The sequence below is a fragment of the Lamprobacter sp. genome (assembly GCF_034860625.1).
GTDB lineage: Bacteria > Pseudomonadota > Gammaproteobacteria > Chromatiales > Chromatiaceae > Lamprobacter.
Genome location: NZ_JAYESN010000008.1, coordinates 12,550 through 30,293 on the forward strand (window position 1 = coordinate 12,550; position 17,744 = coordinate 30,293).

Annotated in this window: 17 protein-coding genes; 11 read left to right on the top strand and 6 right to left on the bottom strand. The window is 62.4% G+C overall.

The features are described 5' to 3' along the window. Positions 1–53: 53 nt before the first annotated feature. From thiL to parC, 3 genes are all read left to right on the top strand, one after another. Positions 54–1,007, top strand: a complete 954-nt coding sequence (gene thiL, locus VBE63_RS03585) for a thiamine-phosphate kinase (RefSeq protein WP_323681621.1) — start codon at positions 54–56, stop codon at positions 1,005–1,007. A 105-nt stretch (positions 1,008–1,112) separates the two neighbouring features. Next, on the top strand, positions 1,113–1,652 hold the full coding sequence (locus VBE63_RS03590; RefSeq protein ID WP_323681622.1) for a phosphatidylglycerophosphatase A: 540 nt from the start codon (positions 1,113–1,115) through the stop codon (positions 1,650–1,652). 115 nt (positions 1,653–1,767) lie between these two features. Then, positions 1,768–4,017 carry a DNA topoisomerase IV subunit A gene (gene parC, locus VBE63_RS03595; protein WP_323681623.1) on the top strand — a complete coding sequence of 750 codons (2,250 nt, stop codon included), beginning with the start codon at positions 1,768–1,770 and terminating at the stop codon, positions 4,015–4,017. Positions 4,018–4,101: 84 nt separating this feature from the next. Here the strand turns inward: parC and VBE63_RS03600 are convergent, their stop codons facing one another. Beyond that, positions 4,102–4,500, bottom strand: a complete 399-nt coding sequence (locus tag VBE63_RS03600) for a VanZ family protein (RefSeq protein ID WP_323681624.1) — start codon at positions 4,498–4,500, stop codon at positions 4,102–4,104. On the opposite strand from VBE63_RS03600, the gene VBE63_RS03605 reads away from it, so the two are divergent. Continuing rightward, on the top strand, positions 4,499–5,959 hold the full coding sequence (locus VBE63_RS03605) for a carotenoid oxygenase family protein (protein ID WP_323681625.1): 1,461 nt from the start codon (positions 4,499–4,501) through the stop codon (positions 5,957–5,959). The two genes, VBE63_RS03600 and VBE63_RS03605, sit on opposite strands and share 2 nt — an antisense overlap. On the opposite strand, the gene VBE63_RS03610 is transcribed toward VBE63_RS03605, so the two are convergent. The 5 genes from VBE63_RS03610 to gatC all read right to left on the bottom strand — a co-directional run bounded on the left by VBE63_RS03610 (position 5,948) and on the right by gatC (position 9,505). Then, complete coding sequence (locus VBE63_RS03610; protein ID WP_323681626.1) at positions 5,948–7,024, bottom strand: hypothetical protein; 1,077 nt, start codon at positions 7,022–7,024, stop codon at positions 5,948–5,950. The two genes, VBE63_RS03605 and VBE63_RS03610, sit on opposite strands and share 12 nt — an antisense overlap. A gap of 1 nt (position 7,025) precedes the next feature. After that, a complete protein-coding gene (locus VBE63_RS03615) occupies positions 7,026–7,379 on the bottom strand; it encodes a cupin domain-containing protein (protein WP_323681687.1) in 354 nt (117 codons plus the stop codon). Next, positions 7,376–7,642 carry a 30S ribosomal protein S20 gene (rpsT, locus tag VBE63_RS03620; RefSeq protein WP_323681627.1) on the bottom strand — a complete coding sequence of 89 codons (267 nt, stop codon included), beginning with the start codon at positions 7,640–7,642 and terminating at the stop codon, positions 7,376–7,378. Before rpsT ends, VBE63_RS03615 begins: the two co-directional genes overlap by 4 nt. A gap of 109 nt (positions 7,643–7,751) precedes the next feature. After that, a complete protein-coding gene (gene gatA, locus VBE63_RS03625) occupies positions 7,752–9,212 on the bottom strand; it encodes an Asp-tRNA(Asn)/Glu-tRNA(Gln) amidotransferase subunit GatA (RefSeq protein ID WP_323681628.1) in 1,461 nt (486 codons plus the stop codon). Between the two features lie 5 nt (positions 9,213–9,217). Then, entirely contained in the window at positions 9,218–9,505 is a 288-nt protein-coding gene (gene gatC, locus VBE63_RS03630) for an Asp-tRNA(Asn)/Glu-tRNA(Gln) amidotransferase subunit GatC (protein ID WP_323681629.1), read from the bottom strand. Positions 9,506–10,012: 507 nt separating this feature from the next. On the opposite strand from gatC, the gene VBE63_RS03635 reads away from it, so the two are divergent. The 7 genes from VBE63_RS03635 to VBE63_RS03665 all read left to right on the top strand — a co-directional run bounded on the left by VBE63_RS03635 (position 10,013) and on the right by VBE63_RS03665 (position 17,722). Next, a complete protein-coding gene (locus VBE63_RS03635; RefSeq protein WP_323681630.1) occupies positions 10,013–11,059 on the top strand; it encodes a rod shape-determining protein in 1,047 nt (348 codons plus the stop codon). Positions 11,060–11,116: 57 nt separating this feature from the next. After that, positions 11,117–12,025 carry a rod shape-determining protein MreC gene (gene mreC, locus VBE63_RS03640; RefSeq protein WP_323681688.1) on the top strand — a complete coding sequence of 303 codons (909 nt, stop codon included), beginning with the start codon at positions 11,117–11,119 and terminating at the stop codon, positions 12,023–12,025. Next, complete coding sequence (gene mreD / locus VBE63_RS03645) at positions 12,022–12,513, top strand: rod shape-determining protein MreD (protein WP_323681631.1); 492 nt, start codon at positions 12,022–12,024, stop codon at positions 12,511–12,513. Before mreC ends, mreD begins: the two co-directional genes overlap by 4 nt. 105 nt (positions 12,514–12,618) lie before the next feature. Continuing rightward, the gene (gene mrdA, locus VBE63_RS03650; RefSeq protein ID WP_323681632.1) at positions 12,619–14,496 is read left to right on the top strand and encodes a penicillin-binding protein 2; all 1,878 of its coding nucleotides are present in this window, start codon (positions 12,619–12,621) and stop codon (positions 14,494–14,496) included. A 15-nt stretch (positions 14,497–14,511) separates the two neighbouring features. Then, entirely contained in the window at positions 14,512–15,648 is a 1,137-nt protein-coding gene (rodA, locus tag VBE63_RS03655; protein WP_323681633.1) for a rod shape-determining protein RodA, read from the top strand. 33 nt (positions 15,649–15,681) lie between these two features. Then, positions 15,682–16,719: a lytic murein transglycosylase B gene (mltB, locus tag VBE63_RS03660; RefSeq protein WP_323681634.1), complete on the top strand. Its 1,038-nt coding sequence runs from the start codon at positions 15,682–15,684 to the stop codon at positions 16,717–16,719. A gap of 1 nt (position 16,720) precedes the next feature. Beyond that, complete coding sequence (locus VBE63_RS03665; protein ID WP_323681635.1) at positions 16,721–17,722, top strand: septal ring lytic transglycosylase RlpA family protein; 1,002 nt, start codon at positions 16,721–16,723, stop codon at positions 17,720–17,722. The last annotated feature ends 22 nt before the right edge of the window (positions 17,723–17,744 follow it).

The window sequence follows — 17,744 nt, forward strand, 5'->3', positions numbered from 1 at the left end:
ATCATGGGCGGTGACTGAGCCGATAACAGCCGCACCCGTTGAGAGCCATCGCGATGTCTGAATTCGATCTGATCCAGCGACACCTCACCGGCCTTGGGAGCAAGCGCGATGACGTGTTGCTCGATCTCGGCGATGACTGCGCCCTGCTCCAGATTCCGATCGATCGCGAGCTTGCCGTCAGTATCGACACCCTGGTCTCCGGCGTCCACTTCCTGCCGGATACCAACCCCGAAGGTCTGGGACATAAGTCGCTCGCGGTGGGCCTCAGTGACCTGGCGGCGGTCGGCGCCGAGCCGGCTTGGGCGACCCTGGCGCTGACCTTGCCCGAGCCGGACGAGCCTTGGCTACAGGCCTTCGCGCGCGGCTTTGCGGAGCTGGCACGCCATGAGGATCTGCGCCTCGTTGGCGGCGATCTGACTCGAGGCCCGCTGTGCATCTCGGTGCAGGTGCATGGCCTTGTGCCCAAGGGCCATGCATTGCGCCGTTCCGGCGCGCGCACCGGCGATCTCGTCTGCGTCAGCGGCGCGCTCGGCGATGCTGGGCTCGCCCTGCAGCATCTGCAGCGCGGTGAGCCGCTTGGCGAGTATCTGCGCCAGCGCCTAGAGCGGCCGACGCCGCGGGTGGCCCTGGGCGAGGTGCTGCGCGGGGTTGCGACCGCAGCGATTGACCTATCAGACGGCCTCGCCTCAGACCTGGGTCATCTCCTCAGCGCCTCCGCCTGCGGCGCCCGTATCGAGCTCGACCGCCTGCCGCTCGCCGATCAGGTCGCGGGCGAGGTTGCAGCCAGTGGCGACTGGTCGCTACCGCTGATGGCCGGCGATGACTATGAGCTCTGCTTTACCATACCCAAGTCGCATCTTGCTGAACTGAAGGTCCTTGCGGCCGCTGCCGGCTGTCCGCTGACGCAGATCGGCGAGATCGAAACCCGACCAGGCCTGCGCTGGATGACTGCCGATGGCCATCAATGGCACAGCGAGCGCAGTGGCTACGATCATTTTGCCGTTTGATCGGCGACGATCAGGGCAACAACGCCCCGTTAAGGATGGGCTTCCCCAACATCTTCACCCTCTCAATCTAACCGCCTCGATATCTTAAGCCTAAGGAGACCACTGATGAGCACGACCCCAACTTCCAACGCTGTCGTCAGTCCGACGTTCCAACCCAGCCGTCCCGACCACCTCATCGCCTATGGCTTTGGTGCCGGCCTCTCGCCGATAGCGCCTGGCACCATGGGCACCCTAGTCGCGATCCCGATCTATCTGGTACTCGCCCATCTGCCAGGCTTATCCTACTTGGTCGCCCTTGCGGTGCTGATCGGCGTCGGACTCTGGGCCTGTGACAAGGTCGCCGCCGAGATGGGCGAAGATGATCCAGCGTCCATCGTCTGGGACGAGGTCGTCGGCTTCCTGGTCGCAATGGCTGCCGCCCCCGTGGTCAGTCTGGCCTGGATTCTCATGGGCTTTCTGCTGTTCCGCCTGTTTGACATCTATAAGCCTTGGCCGGTGAGCTGGGCCGAGGAGCGCTTTAAGGGTGGGCTCGGCATCATTGCCGATGATCTGATCGCCGGCGCCATGACCTGGGTCGTCTTGACCTTCATGGCGATGATCGTCAGCGCCTCGCTCGGCCATGGTGTCGCGACCATTGCGCACTGAGATAGCGACCCTTTACTGAAAGTAAACGACCATCCTGCACCAGTCGGTACGAGATGGTCGGCCAATCGCCTGACAGGCTCTAACCGCAGACTCGCCCCGCGCCGACCGGCCTTGCATGACCGAAACTACCATCTATAGCCCCGAAGGCCTCGAGCGCCTGCCGCTACACCTGTTCAGTGAGAAGGCCTACCTGGATTACTCAATGTACGTGATCCTGGACCGGGCCTTGCCGCATATCGGCGATGGGCTCAAGCCCGTGCAGCGTCGCATCCTCTATGCGATGTCCGATCTCGGTCTAACGGCCACGGCCAAGTTCAAGAAGTCGGCGCGTACCGTTGGCGACGTGCTTGGCAAGTTCCATCCGCATGGCGACAGCGCCTGCTACGAGGCGATGGTGCTGATGGCCCAATCGTTCAGCTATCGCTATCCGCTGATCGATGGCCAGGGCAACTGGGGCTCGCCGGATGACCCCAAGTCGTTCGCGGCAATGCGCTACACCGAGTCGCGTCTCACGCCCTATGCCGATGTGCTGCTCGCCGAGGTCGCCCAGGGCACGGTCGACTGGCAACCGAACTTCGATGGCACCCTAGAAGAGCCAAAGACGCTGCCGGCCCGGCTGCCGAACCTGTTGCTGAATGGCGCCAGCGGCATCGCCGTCGGCATGGCCACCGACATCCCATCGCACAATCTGCGCGAGGTCGCCAAGGCCTGCATCCACCTGCTCAAGCATCCGGATGCCGAGCTGGATGCCTTGATGCGCTATATCCCCGGGCCGGACTTTCCCACCGCGGCCGAGATCATCACGCCGCCGGCGGAGCTGCGGCGGATGTACGAGACCGGGCATGGCTCGATCAAGCAGCGCGCCTGCTACGAGCTGGAGCAGGGCGACATCATCATCACGGCGCTGCCCTATCAGGTCTCCGGCAGTCGCATCATGGAGCAGATCGCCGCGCAGATGCAGGCGAAAAAGCTGCCGATGCTCGAGGATCTGCGCGACGAGTCGGACCACGAATGCCCGACCCGGCTGGTGCTGGTGCCGCGCTCGAATCGCATCGATGTCGACCGGTTGATGTCGCACCTGTTCGCGACGACTGATCTCGAGCGCGGCTATCGGGTCAACATGAACCTGATCGCGCTCAATGGCCGACCACGGGTGATGAGCCTGCGCAGGATCCTGACCGAATGGCTGAGCTATCGGCGCAGCACGGTGCGCCGCCGGCTGCAGTATCGGCTCGACAAGGTGCTCGAGCGGCTGCACCTGTTGGACGGCCTGCTGATTGCCTTTCTGAATATCGACGAGGTGATTCGCATCATTCGTACCGAGGACGAGCCCAAGCCGGTGCTGATGGCGCGCTTCGCACTCACCGAGGTACAGGCCGACTATGTGCTCAACACCCGGCTGCGCCAGCTCGCACGGCTCGAGGAGATGAAGATCCGCGGCGAGCAGGATGCACTGGCCAAGGAGCGCGATGGCATCCAGGCCATCCTTGGCGAAGAGACCCAACTGCGCGACCTGATCATCGACGAGATCAAGCAAGATGCCAAGCAGTTCGGCGATGAGCGCCGCTCGCCGCTGGCCGAGCGACCGCTAGCGGCAGCGCTGAACGAGACCGAGCTGGCGCCGAGCGAGCCGGTGACCCTGGTGCTGTCGGAGAAGGGCTGGGTGCGCCAAGGCAAAGGCCACGAGATCGATGGCGCCAGCCTATCGTACAAGGCCGGCGACCGCTTCTTGTCTTCGGCGCGGCTGCGCAGCAATCAGCTTGCGGTCTTTCTGGACAGCACCGGACGAAGTTATTCGCTGCCGGCGCACTCGCTGCCCTCGGCGCGGGGTCAGGGTGAACCGCTGACGGGGCGGCTCGATCCGCCCAAGGGCGCGAGTTTCATCAGGGTGCTCGGCGGCGATCCGACCCAGCGCCTCGTGCTGGCCTCGGACGCAGGCTATGGCTTTATCTGCGCGCTCGAGGCCTTGATCGCCAAGCCGCGAGGAGGCAAGGCGGTATTGATGTTGCCCGAGGGTGCTCGAGTCCTGCCGCCGGCGCTGTTGGTGAGCGAACCGGATGCGCTGGTCGCGATCGCGACGACGGCGGGCCATCTGCTGGTCTTCCCTGCAGCGGAGCTGCCAGAGCTGACGCGCGGCAAGGGCAATAAGCTGATCGGCATCCCAAGCGCCCGCTTGAAGGCGCGCGAGGAGGTGGTCGCGGCGATCTGCACCTTGCCGACAGGAGCCAGTCTGAGCGTCTTCAGCGGCAAGCGTCAACTGACGCTGAAGCCGGCTGATATCGCGCGTTATCAGGCTGAGCGTGGGCGACGAGGCGCCTTATTGCCGCGCGGATTCCAGCGGGTCGAGGGAATCGAGGCTGGATAGTAAAGGCTGGACAGCAAGGACCGGATAGGACGCAGCGAGGAAGGCCAGCTCGATCGGCTGACGGAGCCTGCTAACCCGAGCTGTTCAGTGTTTCAATGCGCTCGAACGCTGGTAACCTTGCCAACGGGCCTTTAGGCCAAGGTAGATCAGGATCCCTATTCCGTCAGCAACCCAGTCAAGCAGCGAGAAGTGTCGCAGCGGGATGAAGTGCTGTACCGTCTCGATCAGTAAACCATAGCCAAGCAGCAGCCCCCAGCGGAGACTGGCTTGCCGCCTCGCTGGCCAGCCGAGATCGGCCAGCCAAGCCATCACCGCGAAGGCCAGCAGGTGATTGGCCTTATCCCAGGAGGCGCCGATCGGGTCCGCGCTTGGCAGAAAGGCCAAGTAGGCAACGACCAAGACGCAGCTCCAGAGTGCCGCCTGTGATAGCCGCTGGATGACCTCTTGTGCTCGCGCTGTTTTCAAGAACTCGAGATCCCTCATGACCATCCATCGCGCTGAGATGTTGAAGATACTGGCGGAAGCAATGACGCCGGTGGAGCGCGAGTATACCGATCTCGAGCTGAGCGTCTCGGGTCAGCTGCCCCCTGCATTGAATGGCGTGCTCTATCGCAATGGACCGGGACGCTTCGAGCGCGGCGGAGTGCCCTATGGTCATAACTTCGATGGCGATGGTCACCTCTGTCGCTTCGAGTTCACGCCAGGTCGGGTACGCTATACCAATCGCTTCGTTCGCACCCGGGCTTTTTGCGCGGAAGAGGCTGCTGGGCGCATGCTCTGGCGTGGCTTCGGCACGCAGAAACCGGGTGGTCTCTTGGCCAATGGTTTCCGGCTGCGTTTCAAGAATGCTGCCAATACCAATGTGGTCTGGCATGGCAAGCGGCTGCTGGCACTCTGGGAAGGTGGCGCCCCGCATCGCTTGGACCCAGTGACGCTAGCGACCCAGGGCGAAGAGGAGTTTGCCGGCCAACTCTGCAATCGGTTCGATCCACTGTCCCGTTGGAGCACGCCGCTGCTGCCATTCTCCGCGCATCCGCAGCAAGATGCGGAAACGGGCGAGCTGATCAATTTCGGATTGGTGCTCGGGCGTCCGAGCCGGTTGCTACTGTATCGGGTCGATGCCCAGGGAGTGATGACAACCCCCGAGGTTCATCAGCTTGATCGCTTCAGCTTCGTGCACGATATCGCCGTGACCGCGCACTGGATCTGCGTCTTGCTGCCTTTCGCCGATTTCGATATCCCGCGCGCATTGCTCGGGCTCAAGAGCCCGGCGGCCTCGCTGAAGCTGAAGACAGAGCGGCCGATGCAGGCCTTGCTGGTACCGCGTGAAGGCGGACCGACGCAACTGATCGATGCGGTGCCGGGCTTCGTCTTCCACATCGCCGCGGCCTGTGACCGCGACGACGGCGGCCTCGATCTGCGCGTGATCCGTTATCCTCGGTTTCCGGCCTTGGGTGATGTCGAGGGCTTTTTTCGCGAGGTCGAGCAGAGCGATGGGCTGCCTCGGCTGGAACGGCTTCAGATCGATCCCGCAGCCAATCGTTGCTCGCTCAGTCCTTGCAGCGAGGAGGTCGGCTTCGAGCTGCCAACTGTCAGCCCGGGCCGACTCGGCGCCGAGCGGCAGCAGATCTATGGCATCGGCACGCCAGTCGGTCGCAGGCTTCCGTTCTTCAGCGCGGTACAGCGTTTCGATACCCAGACCGGCGAGTTGACCCAGCAAGATCTTGGCGCCGACCTACCGGGAGAGCCCATTCCAACCGCAACGCAACCGGATCAGGAGGACTGGCTACTGAGCCTGGTCTATCGCGGTGCCGAGCGACGCTCGGATCTGCTGGTGCTGCGCGCGGCGGATCTGGCGATCCAAGCGACGATTGAGCTGCCGCACGCCATCCCGCCCGGGTTTCATGGCTGTTGGGTTTCGGCAGACTCTCTAGCTCAGTAGGTCGATAAGCAGATCGGCAGCCTCGGCGACCCCCGTCGGCGCAACTGGCTCAGCGATGCCCTCAGCGAGCAATTCACCCAGCGGCTCGCGAATCTGGCCGGCAGCAAAGTCGCTTGCGCTGATCTCGCGCAGTGGCACCTGATCGGCGAGCCAGTCGACTAGCCAGCGGCTTTCCGGCCAATCCTGACGTTCGACTGACAGTACCGGGATGCCGTTGCAGGCAGCCTCGGCAAAGGTGCCGTAGCCAGGCTTGGTGATCAGGGCATCGCAGCTTGCGAGCACCTTGAGGACGTTGTTGCCATCGGCGCCGATCAGGGTCAGGTCATCACGTCCAAGCCCCGCGTCTGCATCGGGACTCAGCAGGCGCACGCCCTCGATCAATGTCGGGCCGCCGCCGAGCTGTAAGCGTCCGGTCCCACCGAACTGCATCAGCACCAGTTGTTCAATGGCGGGTCGCCCGAGACGCTGACGTAAACCAACCGGATCGCGCCGGTATGGCTGCGCGATCGGCCCGATATCGCGCCCGTTCGGCAGCCAGCCCATCGGCATCGAGGGTGCGGGCCGCAGGAAGAGGTCGGCACCACCATAGGCGCCTTGCATCCGCTGCGCCAATGCTGCAGGCAGTTGCGAGCCAACCGGGCTTTCGATAAGGATGTCGTACCAGCTCAGCGAGCAGAGTCCAGCGCAGGGAATGCCCATCGAACGGGCGACATCCAGCGGTAGCCAGGGGATGTCCGCAAGCACCAGATCGGGGCGCGCCTGCTCGAACAATTGGCGCTGTCGCGCCTGATGCGCTGGGTAGTCCAGGTCGAACGCCACATAGTCCGCCAGTCCCTCGACCCACCGCGTCGTCAAGGGGCCCTGCATCGGCAGCGGCACGTCGGCCGCGGATGGGATGTGATGATAGCCCGCTGGCAGCCGAGCGTTAGCGAAGGCCGGGGCAATGTTGCCCTGCAGACTGATCTCGAGATTCGGGAGGCGGCGCTTTAGCTCGCTGACGACCGGCGCGACCTGTGCAAGATGGCCATAGCCATGCGCAGTGACGGCGACGAAGAGGTGCGGCACCTTAGGCCTCGAGGTGGATCGCCAGCCAGGTACAGCCTGGATCAGCCGAGGTCGGCTCGACAGAGGTCTGTGCGGTCTGCAAGACGCGGTGCGGGGTGTGAGCCGGGATGAAGATGTAATCACCGCGGCTCAGCGTGATCGCCTCACCCGCGATCTCAAGCCGTGCTTCACCGCTCAGCAGCAGGACCCATTCGTCGTGGGCCTGATCGTAGAGGACAGGCTCAGGCTTGCCGCTACTGGTGATACGCTCGATGCGCAGGTTGCGACACCGCAGCAGCTCTTCGAAGACCTCGCCGGTCGCTGGCGATGGCAGCCCAGCGAACAGGTGACCGCGTTGAATCAGGCCAGGAATCAGGAAGCCAGCGCCTTGACGCGGGCATTCAGCCTGGACTTATGACGCGCGGCCTTATGGGCATGGATCAGACCCTTGCCGGCAGCACGATCGATCACCGGAACGGCCTTTTGGTAGGCAGCAGTCGCAGTGGCGTGATCGCCAGCAGCAGCAGCCTTCAAGACCTTCTTCATCGCGGTACGCAAGGTACTGCGCTGCGCGGCATTGCGTTGGCGATGGTTTTCCGCCTGACGGGCGCGCTTGCGAGCTTGTGCGGTATTGGCCAAGAGTGATCTCCTAAGCTTGGCGGATCAAATGTTCGGTGGCGCTCAAACGCCTAGCCGCTCAGTATGTCGCGTATGGCCTGTAGTGTCAATCTTAAGAAGCCCGCAGGCTTTAGCGGTTGGCCGCGAGGCCGGGCGTTAGCCGATGCCAGTCGGTGGCCTGCTGCAACCGATGGGCGATGTTGAGCAGACGCCCTTCCTGAAAGACGTCTCCAATCAGCTGCAGGCCGACTGGCATGCCATCAACGGGCGCAACTGGGATTGACAAACCTGGCAGGCCGGCTAGGTTAGTGGCGATGGTGTAGATGTCGTTCAGGTACATCGCGACTGGGTCATTGGACTTAGCGCCCAACGCGAACGCGGTGCTCGGCGTGGTTGGCCCCATGATCACGTCGACCTGCTCGAAGGCGCGGCGGAAATCGTCACTGATCAGGTGCCGGAGCTGCTGGGCCTTGAGGTAGTAGGCGTCGTAGTAGCCAGCGGAGAGGACATAGGTGCCGATCATGATGCGGCGCTTGACCTCGGGGCCGAAGCCTTCGGCGCGGCTGCGCTTATACAGGTCTTCGAGATCCTCTGGGGCATCGCAGCGGTGGCCATAGCGTACGCCGTCGAAGCGGGCGAGGTTGGATGAGCATTCGGCTGGAGCAACGACGTAGTAGACCGGCACCGACAGGGGCACATTCGGTAGGCTGATCTCGCGGACGCTAGCGCCGAGGGCCTCGTATTCCTTGATCGCAGCCTCGACCGAGGCGGCGACGTCGGGATCGAGCCCCTCGCCGAAGTATTCTTTTGGCAGGCCAATCTTGAGCCCATCGATGCGCTCTTCGAGCTGCGCAGCATAGTCTGGCACTGGCGCATGGGCGCTGGTCGAGTCGTGTTCGTCGAAGCCGGCCATCGCCTGCAGCACCAGCGCGGCGTCGGCGGCGCTGCGGGCAAAGACCCCGGCCTGATCCAGGCTCGAGGCGAAGGCGATCATGCCCCAGCGCGAGCAACGGCCATAGGTCGGTTTGATGCCGGTGACGCCGCAGAAGGCTGCGGGCTGACGGATCGAGCCACCGGTATCTGTGCCGGTGGCGGCAACACAGAGTCCAGCGGCAACTGCCGCTGCCGAGCCGCCGGAAGAACCACCCGGAACCCGCTCGTGGCTCCAAGGGTTACGCACCGGACCATAGAAGCTGGTCTCGTTCGATGAGCCCATCGCGAATTCGTCCATGTTGGTCTTGCCCAGCATGGGCATGCCTGCGGCCTGCAGACGTTGGACGACGGTGGCATCGTAGGGCGCGATGAAGCTGTCGAGCATGCGCGAGCCGCAGCTCGTCTTGACCCCATGGGTGCAGAAGATGTCTTTGTGGGCGATCGGGATGCCGGTCAGCGGCCCTGCGGCGCCTGCAGCAAGTTGTTGATCGGCCTGCTCGGCTGCGGCGAGCGCCTGCTCCGCGGTGACCGTGATGTAGGCGTTGATCTGATCGTCGAGCCGCTCGATGCGCGCGAGATACTCCTCGGTTAGTTCACGCGCCGAGAACTCGCGAGCGCGAAGGGCGGCACTGAGCGCTGGAATCGATGGTTCAGTCATCAGGCTCACTCGATCACCTTTGGGACCAGGTAGAGACCATCCTCGGTCTGGGGTGCAATCTGTTGGAATGAGTCGCGGTTGTTCGCCTCGGTGACCCGATCTGGCCGCAATCGTTGCGCCATGCGCAGCGGATGGGCCATTGGCTCGACGCCAGTGGTGTCGATAGCGCTCATCTGCTCGACCAGGTCGAGGATGCTGCTGAGCTCGGTACTGAAGTGATCGAGCTCGCCGTCGCTGACGGCGAGCCGGGCGAGGTGCGCGATCTTGGCAACGTCGCTGGTGTCAAGGGCCATGGTAAAAAGGTGCTGGGTTGAGGTCTGCAGGGATGCTTAGGGCTGCTGTCCGACCTGGGTGGAAGTCGGTGGTCAACATCAAATTACCACAAGCAGCCGGGGCCGGGCAGGCGAGAGCAGCCGAATCCGCTGGCCCTGGTCGGTTGGTTTAGGCTTGCTCGCTCGAGGTCGCTCGACCGAGCGGCCGATGATCTGCTTGCTCGGCGAAAGCTCCGTTGCTAGATTAGGCAGTGTTTCATTCGGGAGATCATCGACGAGAAGCGACGTTGTCTATCCCGACCATCGCGCTGCTTCGGCTAGGCTGTGCTGTTCAGCGTCGCCGAGCTAACTGACGCCGCCTGCGCCGAGTCCGAACCCTGCGGCTCGATCAGCGTACCGTCGGCGCTGAGATATCCCTTATTTACGGCATAATGCTTAAAGATTCGGCGCCGCCTTTTCCAGCGGCGCCTCAGTTTCACGCGTCATCGTCGGGCGCGATGCGGCTGATAACGCTGGAGTGAGCTATCGATGTTCCTGAGACGTATTCGAGGGCTGTTCTCGAACGATCTATCGATCGACCTCGGAACCGCTAACACGCTGATCTACACGCGCGGACAGGGTATCGTGCTGGATGAGCCGTCAGTGGTTGCGATTCGCCAAGATCAGGACGGGGGCCGTAAGTCGGTTGCCGCGGTTGGCGAAGAGGCCAAGCAGATGCGGGGGCGGACGCCGCAGAACATCGTTGCCATTCGGCCCCTGAAAGACGGCGTCATCGCTGACTTCACTGTCACCGAGAAGATGCTGCAGTATTTTATTCATAAGGTCCATGAATCTCGGTTGATCCGACCGAGCCCGCGTGTCCTGATCTGTGTGCCTTGCGGATCGACCCAGGTCGAGCGGCGCGCGATCAAGGAGTCGGCCTATGGCGCCGGTGCGCGCGAGGTCTATCTGATCGAAGAGCCCATGGCGGCCGCGATTGGCGCCGGGCTGCCCGTCGATGAGCCACAGGGCTCGATGGTGCTCGATATCGGTGGCGGGACCTCGGAGGTGGCGGTGATCTCTCTGAACGGCATCGTGTTTTCGAGTTCGGCGCGGATCGGCGGCGATACCTTCGATGACAGCATCATCAACTACGTCCGGCGCAATTACGGAACCTTTATTGGTGAGGCGACAGCCGAGCGCATCAAACACTCGATTGGCACGGCCTTTCCTGGCGAGGAGGTGCTCGAGATCGAGGTGCGGGGCCGCAATCTCGCAGAAGGGATGCCTCGCAGCTTTAGCCTGAACAGCAACGAGATCCTCGAGGCCCTACAAGAGCCGTTGCATAGTATCGTCAGCGCGGTGAAAAACGCGCTTGAGCAAACGCCACCAGAGCTAGGGGCGGATGTCGCTGAGCGAGGCATCGTCCTGACCGGCGGGGGCGCCTTGCTGCGCGATCTGGATCGGCTGATCTCAGAGGAGACCGGGCTGCCGGTGGTGGTGGCTGAAAACCCGCTGACCTGCGTGGCGCGCGGAGGCGGCAAGGCGCTGGAGATGATGGATCGGCGCGGGCTAGAGGTCTTTTCGGTCGAGTAATGATGCTCCATTGCCGGTGAGTCTTGAGTCAACGCGGAGAGACGTCCTATCAACGCGCTGTTCCATCATGGCCCCTCACCGCTATGGCGGTTATTGATCGCGGTGTTGTTTGCGCTCGCCCTAATGATCGTTGACGCCCAAGAGCGCTACCTGGGATGGCTGCGTTCGACGCTCGCCGTGGCGGTCTACCCCGTGCAATGGCTTGCAGCGCAGCCTAGCCGGCTTGCGCGCGACTTCGATTCCCAATTCGCCACAGGGGCCGATCTGCGCGAGCGCAACAGTTTGTTGGAGAGCGAAAACCTCGTGTTGCGAGGCCAGATGCAGCGGTTTATGGCGCTGCAGGCGGAAAATAGCCGACTACGGGATCTGCTCGGCTCCTCCTTCAAGGTCAGCGATCGGGTGTTGGTTGCTGAACTGCTGCAAGTCGAGCTTGATCCCTATCGACAGCAGGTCTTGGTCGACAAGGGCACGGTCTCTGGCGTCTATGTGGGCCAGCCAGTGCTCGATGCGAATGCGGTGATGGGGCAGGTGGTGGTCGCCAATCCGCTGACGGCGACGGTCCTGCTCATCACCGATGCCGACCATGCGCTACCGGTGCAGATTAACCGCAACGGGCTGCGCACCATCGCCACCGGCACCGGCCGGGTCAACCGGCTACGCTTGCACCACTTGCCGAAGAACGCTGACGTTCGCGTGGGTGATCTTCTGGTGACGTCGGGCATGGGTGGGGTTTTTCCGCCTGGCTATCCGGTCGCGCGCATCGTCGAGGTGGCTGATGATCCAAATAGCTCCTTCGCGACCGTCCATGCCGTGCCCACGGCACGTTTGGATCGCAGCCACGAGGTGCTGCTGGTCTGGACCCTCGATCCCGTTTTTGGCCCGGATGAGCCTGTCCAAGGGTTTGGGCGCAATCACCAGCCAGCCGACGCCGCGGATGCCGCTGAGCCCTCGGATAACCGCTCATGAGCGGTTTGTCACGGGGTTCACTGGTCGTCTTTTTGACGCTGGTTGCGGCATTGACGCTCACCATTCTTCCCATGCCGAGCTGGACGAGCGATTTCCGTCCTCAGTGGGTTGTCCTGATCTTGATCTACTGGTGCCTGGTGTTATCGCCCCGGTTTGGTGTCTTTTCTGGCTTCACACTCGGCATCGTGCAAGATGTGGTCTCCGGTGCGCTGCTTGGCGAGCATGCGCTGTCACTCTCGGTGGTGGCCTATTTGGCTGGCGAGCTGCATCGACGTATTCGCGCCTTTCCGCTTTCGCAGCAAGCGGTCGCGGTCTGGCTGTTGCTGTTGATCGAACGCTTGCTCTCACTCTGGATCTTGGGCGCGATGGGGCAGCCGACGCCGACCCTGGCCTATTGGCTGCCGACATTTGTCGGTCTGCTGATGTGGCCCTGGTTAAGCCTTTTGCTTGACCGGCTGCGCCTCGCAGCTGGATTGCCTGAAGTCTAGTGAGCCTGAAACAAGCGCGTGCCCGATCGCTGCGACCCGATCAGAGCGACCCGGTCAGAGCGACAACGCGCGCTGAATAGCACCCTTACCTGCTGAGTCGAGACGATGCTGGGAACCCTATTTGAAGACCGTCGCGGGGAAAAACGCCTGTTCCGGGCGCGCGCTATCCTGCTGGCCGTCTTGGTGGCGCTCAGTTTGTCGCTGATCGCGGCACGGCTGTTTCAGCTGCAGGTGGTTCAGCATGACCACTTTACGACGCTTTCTAACGATAATCGCATCAAGATTCAACCGATGCCACCGACGCGGGGCCTAATCTACGATCGCAATGGTGTGTTGTTGGCAGATAATGTGCCATCTTACTCGCTCACGATCGAGCCAGAGAAGGTGGGGGATGTCGAGGCAACCATTGCCGCCCTATCGAGACTGGTGCCGATCTCGGACGTCGACCTTGAGCGTTTCGAGCGACTTCTGCCGCAGCGCCGGCGATTCGAGGGCGTCCCCATCAGACTCGACCTCAACCAAACCGAGCGTGCCAGGTTTGCAGTGCAGGGGCATCGCTTTCCTGGCGTCGAGATTACAGCTGAGCTGTCGCGCTATTATCCGGCTGGCCCGTATACCGGTCATCTCGTCGGCTATGTCGGGCGCATCAACGAGCAGGAACTTGAAGAGATCGACCGCTCGGACTACGCCGGCAGCACCCATATCGGCAAGGTGGGAGTGGAGAAGTATCATGAGCAATGGCTGCATGGCCACGTCGGTTATCAACAGGCCGTGGTCAATGCGCGGGGGCGCGTGCTCGAGCAACGCGAGCAGAAGACGCCAGTGCCAGGGCGTGACCTGCACCTGTTCCTGGACATGGATCTGCAACGGGATGCCGCGGCTGCACTGGGTGACTACCGGGGGGCCGTCGTTGCGATCGAGCCAGAGACCGGTGGCGTGTTAGCGATGGTCAGTTCGCCGCGCTACGATCCCAATCCGTTTGTCGGTGGCATTGGGTATCAGGCCTATGCGACCTTGCGCGACGACATCGATCGTCCGCTCTACGATCGCGCCGTTCGTGGTCAGTATCCGCCGGGGTCGACCGTTAAGCCCTTCATCGCGCTCGCCGGGCTCGCGACGGGCGTTACGACGGCTAACCAAGGCAAGTACTGCGGTGGCTACTTTCAATTGCCCGGACATACCCACCGCTACCGCTGCTGGCGGCGTGGTGGCCATGGCACCCTGGCGATGGAGGATGCGATCGTTCAGTCCTGCGATGTGTATTTCTATCGGCTTGCGCATGACATGGGGATCGATCGGCTTGATGATCTTTTGGCCGAATTCAACTTCGGCCGTCCAACCGGGGCCGATATTGCTGGTGAACTGGGTGGATTGCTGCCTTCTCCAGAGTGGAAGAGGCGCGTGCGCAATCGGCCCTGGTTTCCCGGTGAGACGCTCATCGTCGGCATTGGCCAAGGCGCCTTTCTGGCGACGCCCTTGCAGCTTGCGGCAGCGACGGCAACCCTTGCCAACGGCGGCACCTTTATCCAACCACGCTTGGTGCGCGCGACGCGTGCTAGCCTCGGGGCTCCCTTGGAGACCACCGAGATCAAGCGTAGGCCCATCTCGGATCAGGACCCCTCGCATTGGCAAACCATCATGGACGCGATGGCTAATGTGGTCGAGGGGCGGCGCGGTACGGCAGGCCGCATTCGCACGGATGCCTATCGCATCGCTGGCAAAACCGGGACCTCGCAGGTCTTTACGGTTGGTCAGAACGAGACCTATAACGAGGCCGAGGTCGCGGAGCGCATGCGCGATCATGCCTTGTTCGTTGGTTTTGCGCCAATTGAGGAGCCGCGTATTGCGGTTGCGGTCATTGTCGAGAATGGCGGGCATGGCGGAGCAACGGCGGCGCCGATCGCCCGTGCGGTGATGGATAGCTGGCTGCTCGATCAACGTGTGACGGTTCCGGCGGATGCGGATGATGGCAGTGGCCGTTGACGACGACCTTCACCGATGGCTAAACATCGCAATGTTGATCTCGATGTCGGTCATGATTCGCTCGACCGAGGCTGGATGAGCAGGCTGCATATCGACCTGCCGTTGCTGTTGCTGGTGTTGCTGCTCTCAGCCTTCGGTTTGCTGATGCTCTTCAGCGCGACCGGTCAGTCAGCGGGGCAGGTTGAGCGACAAGCCCTCCGGCTCGGTCTCGCCCTGCTGCTGATGCTCGGCGTCGCGCAGCTGTCGCCCGCCTTGCTACGCCAGTGGTCGGCGCCCCTGTATCTCTTCGGCTTAGGCTTGCTGATGCTGGTGTTGCTAATTGGAGAACAGAGCAAAGGGGCTCAGCGCTGGCTCGATCTGGGGGTGTTCAGATTTCAGCCGTCCGAGATCCTCAAGCTTGCCCTACCGATGATGGTGGCCTGGTATCTGTCTTTGCGCCCGCTCCCGCCGCGGCTGCTGGATATCCTGGTGGTGGCCTTATTGATTGGGTTGCCTGTGCTGCTGATCGCCAAGCAGCCAGACCTAGGCACGGCCTTGCTAGTCGCAAGCAGCGGGGTGGCAACCTTGTTCCTATCCGGTTTGCGCTGGCGGCTCATCATCAGCTTTGCCGTGCTTGCGGCCGTGGCGGCGCCGGTGTTTTGGTCTTTGATGCAAGACTACCAGCGTCGGCGCGTGCTGAACTTTCTCGACCCTGGCTCCGACCCCTTGGGAGCGGGCTATCACATCATTCAATCGCAGATTGCGATTGGCTCTGGCGGGATTTACGGCAAGGGTTGGCTGCAAGGCACCCAGTCACAGCTGGAGTTCTTGCCGGAGCGCTCGACCGATTTCATTTTTGCCGTGATCGGCGAGGAGCTCGGCCTCTCTGGCATCTTGATCCTGATGTTTCTCTACCTCGCCGTGATCCTGCGCGGACTGACCATCGCGGCCCAGGCGCAGGATGCCTTTAGCCGGCTCTTGGCCGGTTCCATCACCATGGTGTTTTTTGTTTATCTCTTTGTGAACATGGGGATGGTAACCGGGTTACTGCCGGTGGTTGGGGTGCCATTGCCGTTGATCAGCTATGGTGGCACCTCATTGGTCACCCTGATGCTGGGGTTCGGCGTCTTGATGGCGGTGCATACAAGGCGGAAACTGATTCAAACAGAGTGAGTTCCGGCCTATACTCAAGTGCGTTTCGATCTTATGAAGACTGTTCCTCAGATGCCGATTCACCCGCGCACCCGATGGCCTTGGGCCAGGCCAGTCATCCTGATGGCCTTGCTGCTCACCTCTGTCGCCGCGGCTGCCGAGCCGGAGAGTTTTGGCAGCGAGCGCGACCGCTTCGTTGCAGAGATGGTCGAGAAGCATGGCTTCGACCGGGCTGAGCTGTCGGCATTGATGGCCGAGGCGCGCTATCAGCAGGCGATCATCGATGCGATGAATCGGCCCTACGAGGCTAAGCCCTGGGGGGAGTACCGGGCCTTGTTCGTCACTCCCGAGCGCATTGCGGGTGGGCGGCGTTTCCTTGCTGAGCATCAGACCCTGCTGGCTCAGGCCGAGGCAGCCTATGGTGTGCCGCCGGAGGTCGTGGCAGCGATCATCGGCATCGAGACCAATTATGGCGGCACCCTTGGCAGCCATCGCGTGCTCGATGCCTTGAGTACCCTTGGTTTCGCCTATCCGCGACGGGCCGCATTCTTTCGCAAAGAGCTGGAGGCCTTTCTGCTGCTCGCCGGTGAGGAGGCCATTGATCCAGTCAGTGTCCGTGGCTCCTATGCCGGCGCGGTTGGCAAACCGCAATTCATCCCCTCCAGCTACCGGGCCTATGCGGTTGATTTCGATGGCGACGGCCAACGCAATCTTTGGGAAAGCGATGCCGACGTGATTGGCAGCGTCGGCGCCTATCTCGCCCAGCATGGCTGGCAACGAGGACAGCCGATCGCCTCAGCCGCTACCTTGCCGAGCGCGCTCAAGTCCGGGATTGAGGTTGGCGGCAAGCGGCCATTGGTGCCGGGCCTGAGCGTCGCGCAGCTTGAAGCCGCTGGGGTTGAGCCGTTGGAAAGGCTCGATCCAAGCGCCCGAGCCGCACTGATCGAGCTCGATCGCGATGGACCGGAGTACTGGGTCACGCTTGACAATTTCTATGCCATCACCCGCTATAACCACAGCAATCTCTATGCGCTTGCCGTCGTGGAACTGAGTCGGGCGATTGCGTCAGCGGAGACATCAGCGGAGGACTAAGATGTCGATGATCGCCCTTCTGAACGGACTTGGCCCATCGCCGGCGCTACCGAGGCTGGTACTGGTGACTGGGCTGATGATCGCCTTGGCTGGCTGCAGCAGTGCGCCGAATACTCTGGAGACCTCTGGATCGGCATGGACGGATCTAGCGCCAGACGCCTTGCCGAAGGTGGAGCCTAAATCACGCTACGGAAACATGCGCACCTATGTGGTCTTGGGTAAGCGTTACTACACCAAAGATAGCAGTCGCAACCATCTCGAGCGCGGGCAGGCCTCCTGGTATGGCAAGAAGTTTCATGGCCGCAAGACCTCAAGCGGTGAGCGCTACGACATGCACCAAATGACCGCGGCGCATAAAAGCCTGCCACTGCCAACCTATGCCTTGGTCACCAATCTCGAGAATGGCCGCAGCGCGGTGGTCAAGGTGAATGATCGCGGTCCATTCGTCGGCAATCGCATCATCGACCTCTCCTATGCGGCAGCAAAGCGTCTCGATATGGTCAATGCGGGCACCGCGCAGGTGGAGGTGCGCTCGATTGATCCGCGCGATCATGGCAAGGATGCAAAAGAGCTTTTGCGGCTCGCCTCTGCCGAGGCTGGCAGGAGAGGCTCGCCAACCCCAGCAACGCCGGCTGGGGGTTTGTCGAGGTCACAGCAAGCGACCGTCTCCACGCGCTCGTCGACGACAGCGGTGAGCCCTTTTTTGGAGAGCGATCGGACGAGGGTTTCCGTCGGCCGCGAGGCGGCTTCGGCGACGGATGGAGCCCCGATCTTTCTGCAGGTCGGTGCCTTTGGCAGTCGCGGCAATGCCGAACAGTTGAAGCGACAATTAGCCCGCAGCGTCAAAGAGCCCATCTTGGTGCGCGCTGCAGCCTCGGGTTATGCGCCGACGCCGCTCTATAAAGTGCAGGTCGGCCCGGTGCGCTCGCGAAGGGACGCTGATGCGCTTGGCCGGCGACTGGCCAGGCTGGGGGTCGAAAAACCCCTGGTCGTCGTTCCCTAGGCCGCAACCAAGGCTGCCGTTG

Excerpts from the sequence above, each read along its gene's own strand:
- gatA (WP_323681628.1), bottom strand. The coding sequence starts at position 9,212 with ATGACTGAACCATCGATTCCAGCGCTCAGTGCCGCCCTTCGCGCTCGC.
- rodA (WP_323681633.1), top strand. The coding sequence starts at position 14,512 with ATGGCTAAACATCGCAATGTTGATCTCGATGTCGGTCATGATTCGCTC.
- mltB (WP_323681634.1), top strand. The coding sequence starts at position 15,682 with ATGAAGACTGTTCCTCAGATGCCGATTCACCCGCGCACCCGATGGCCT.
- VBE63_RS03635 (WP_323681630.1), top strand. The coding sequence starts at position 10,013 with ATGTTCCTGAGACGTATTCGAGGGCTGTTCTCGAACGATCTATCGATC.
- thiL (WP_323681621.1), top strand. The coding sequence starts at position 54 with ATGTCTGAATTCGATCTGATCCAGCGACACCTCACCGGCCTTGGGAGC.
- mreD (WP_323681631.1), top strand. The coding sequence starts at position 12,022 with ATGAGCGGTTTGTCACGGGGTTCACTGGTCGTCTTTTTGACGCTGGTT.
- VBE63_RS03590 (WP_323681622.1), top strand. The coding sequence starts at position 1,113 with ATGAGCACGACCCCAACTTCCAACGCTGTCGTCAGTCCGACGTTCCAA.
- VBE63_RS03665 (WP_323681635.1), top strand. The coding sequence starts at position 16,721 with ATGTCGATGATCGCCCTTCTGAACGGACTTGGCCCATCGCCGGCGCTA.
- VBE63_RS03605 (WP_323681625.1), top strand. The coding sequence starts at position 4,499 with ATGACCATCCATCGCGCTGAGATGTTGAAGATACTGGCGGAAGCAATG.
- gatC (WP_323681629.1), bottom strand. The coding sequence starts at position 9,505 with ATGGCCCTTGACACCAGCGACGTTGCCAAGATCGCGCACCTCGCCCGG.
- mrdA (WP_323681632.1), top strand. The coding sequence starts at position 12,619 with ATGCTGGGAACCCTATTTGAAGACCGTCGCGGGGAAAAACGCCTGTTC.
- parC (WP_323681623.1), top strand. The coding sequence starts at position 1,768 with ATGACCGAAACTACCATCTATAGCCCCGAAGGCCTCGAGCGCCTGCCG.
- VBE63_RS03600 (WP_323681624.1), bottom strand. The coding sequence starts at position 4,500 with ATGAGGGATCTCGAGTTCTTGAAAACAGCGCGAGCACAAGAGGTCATC.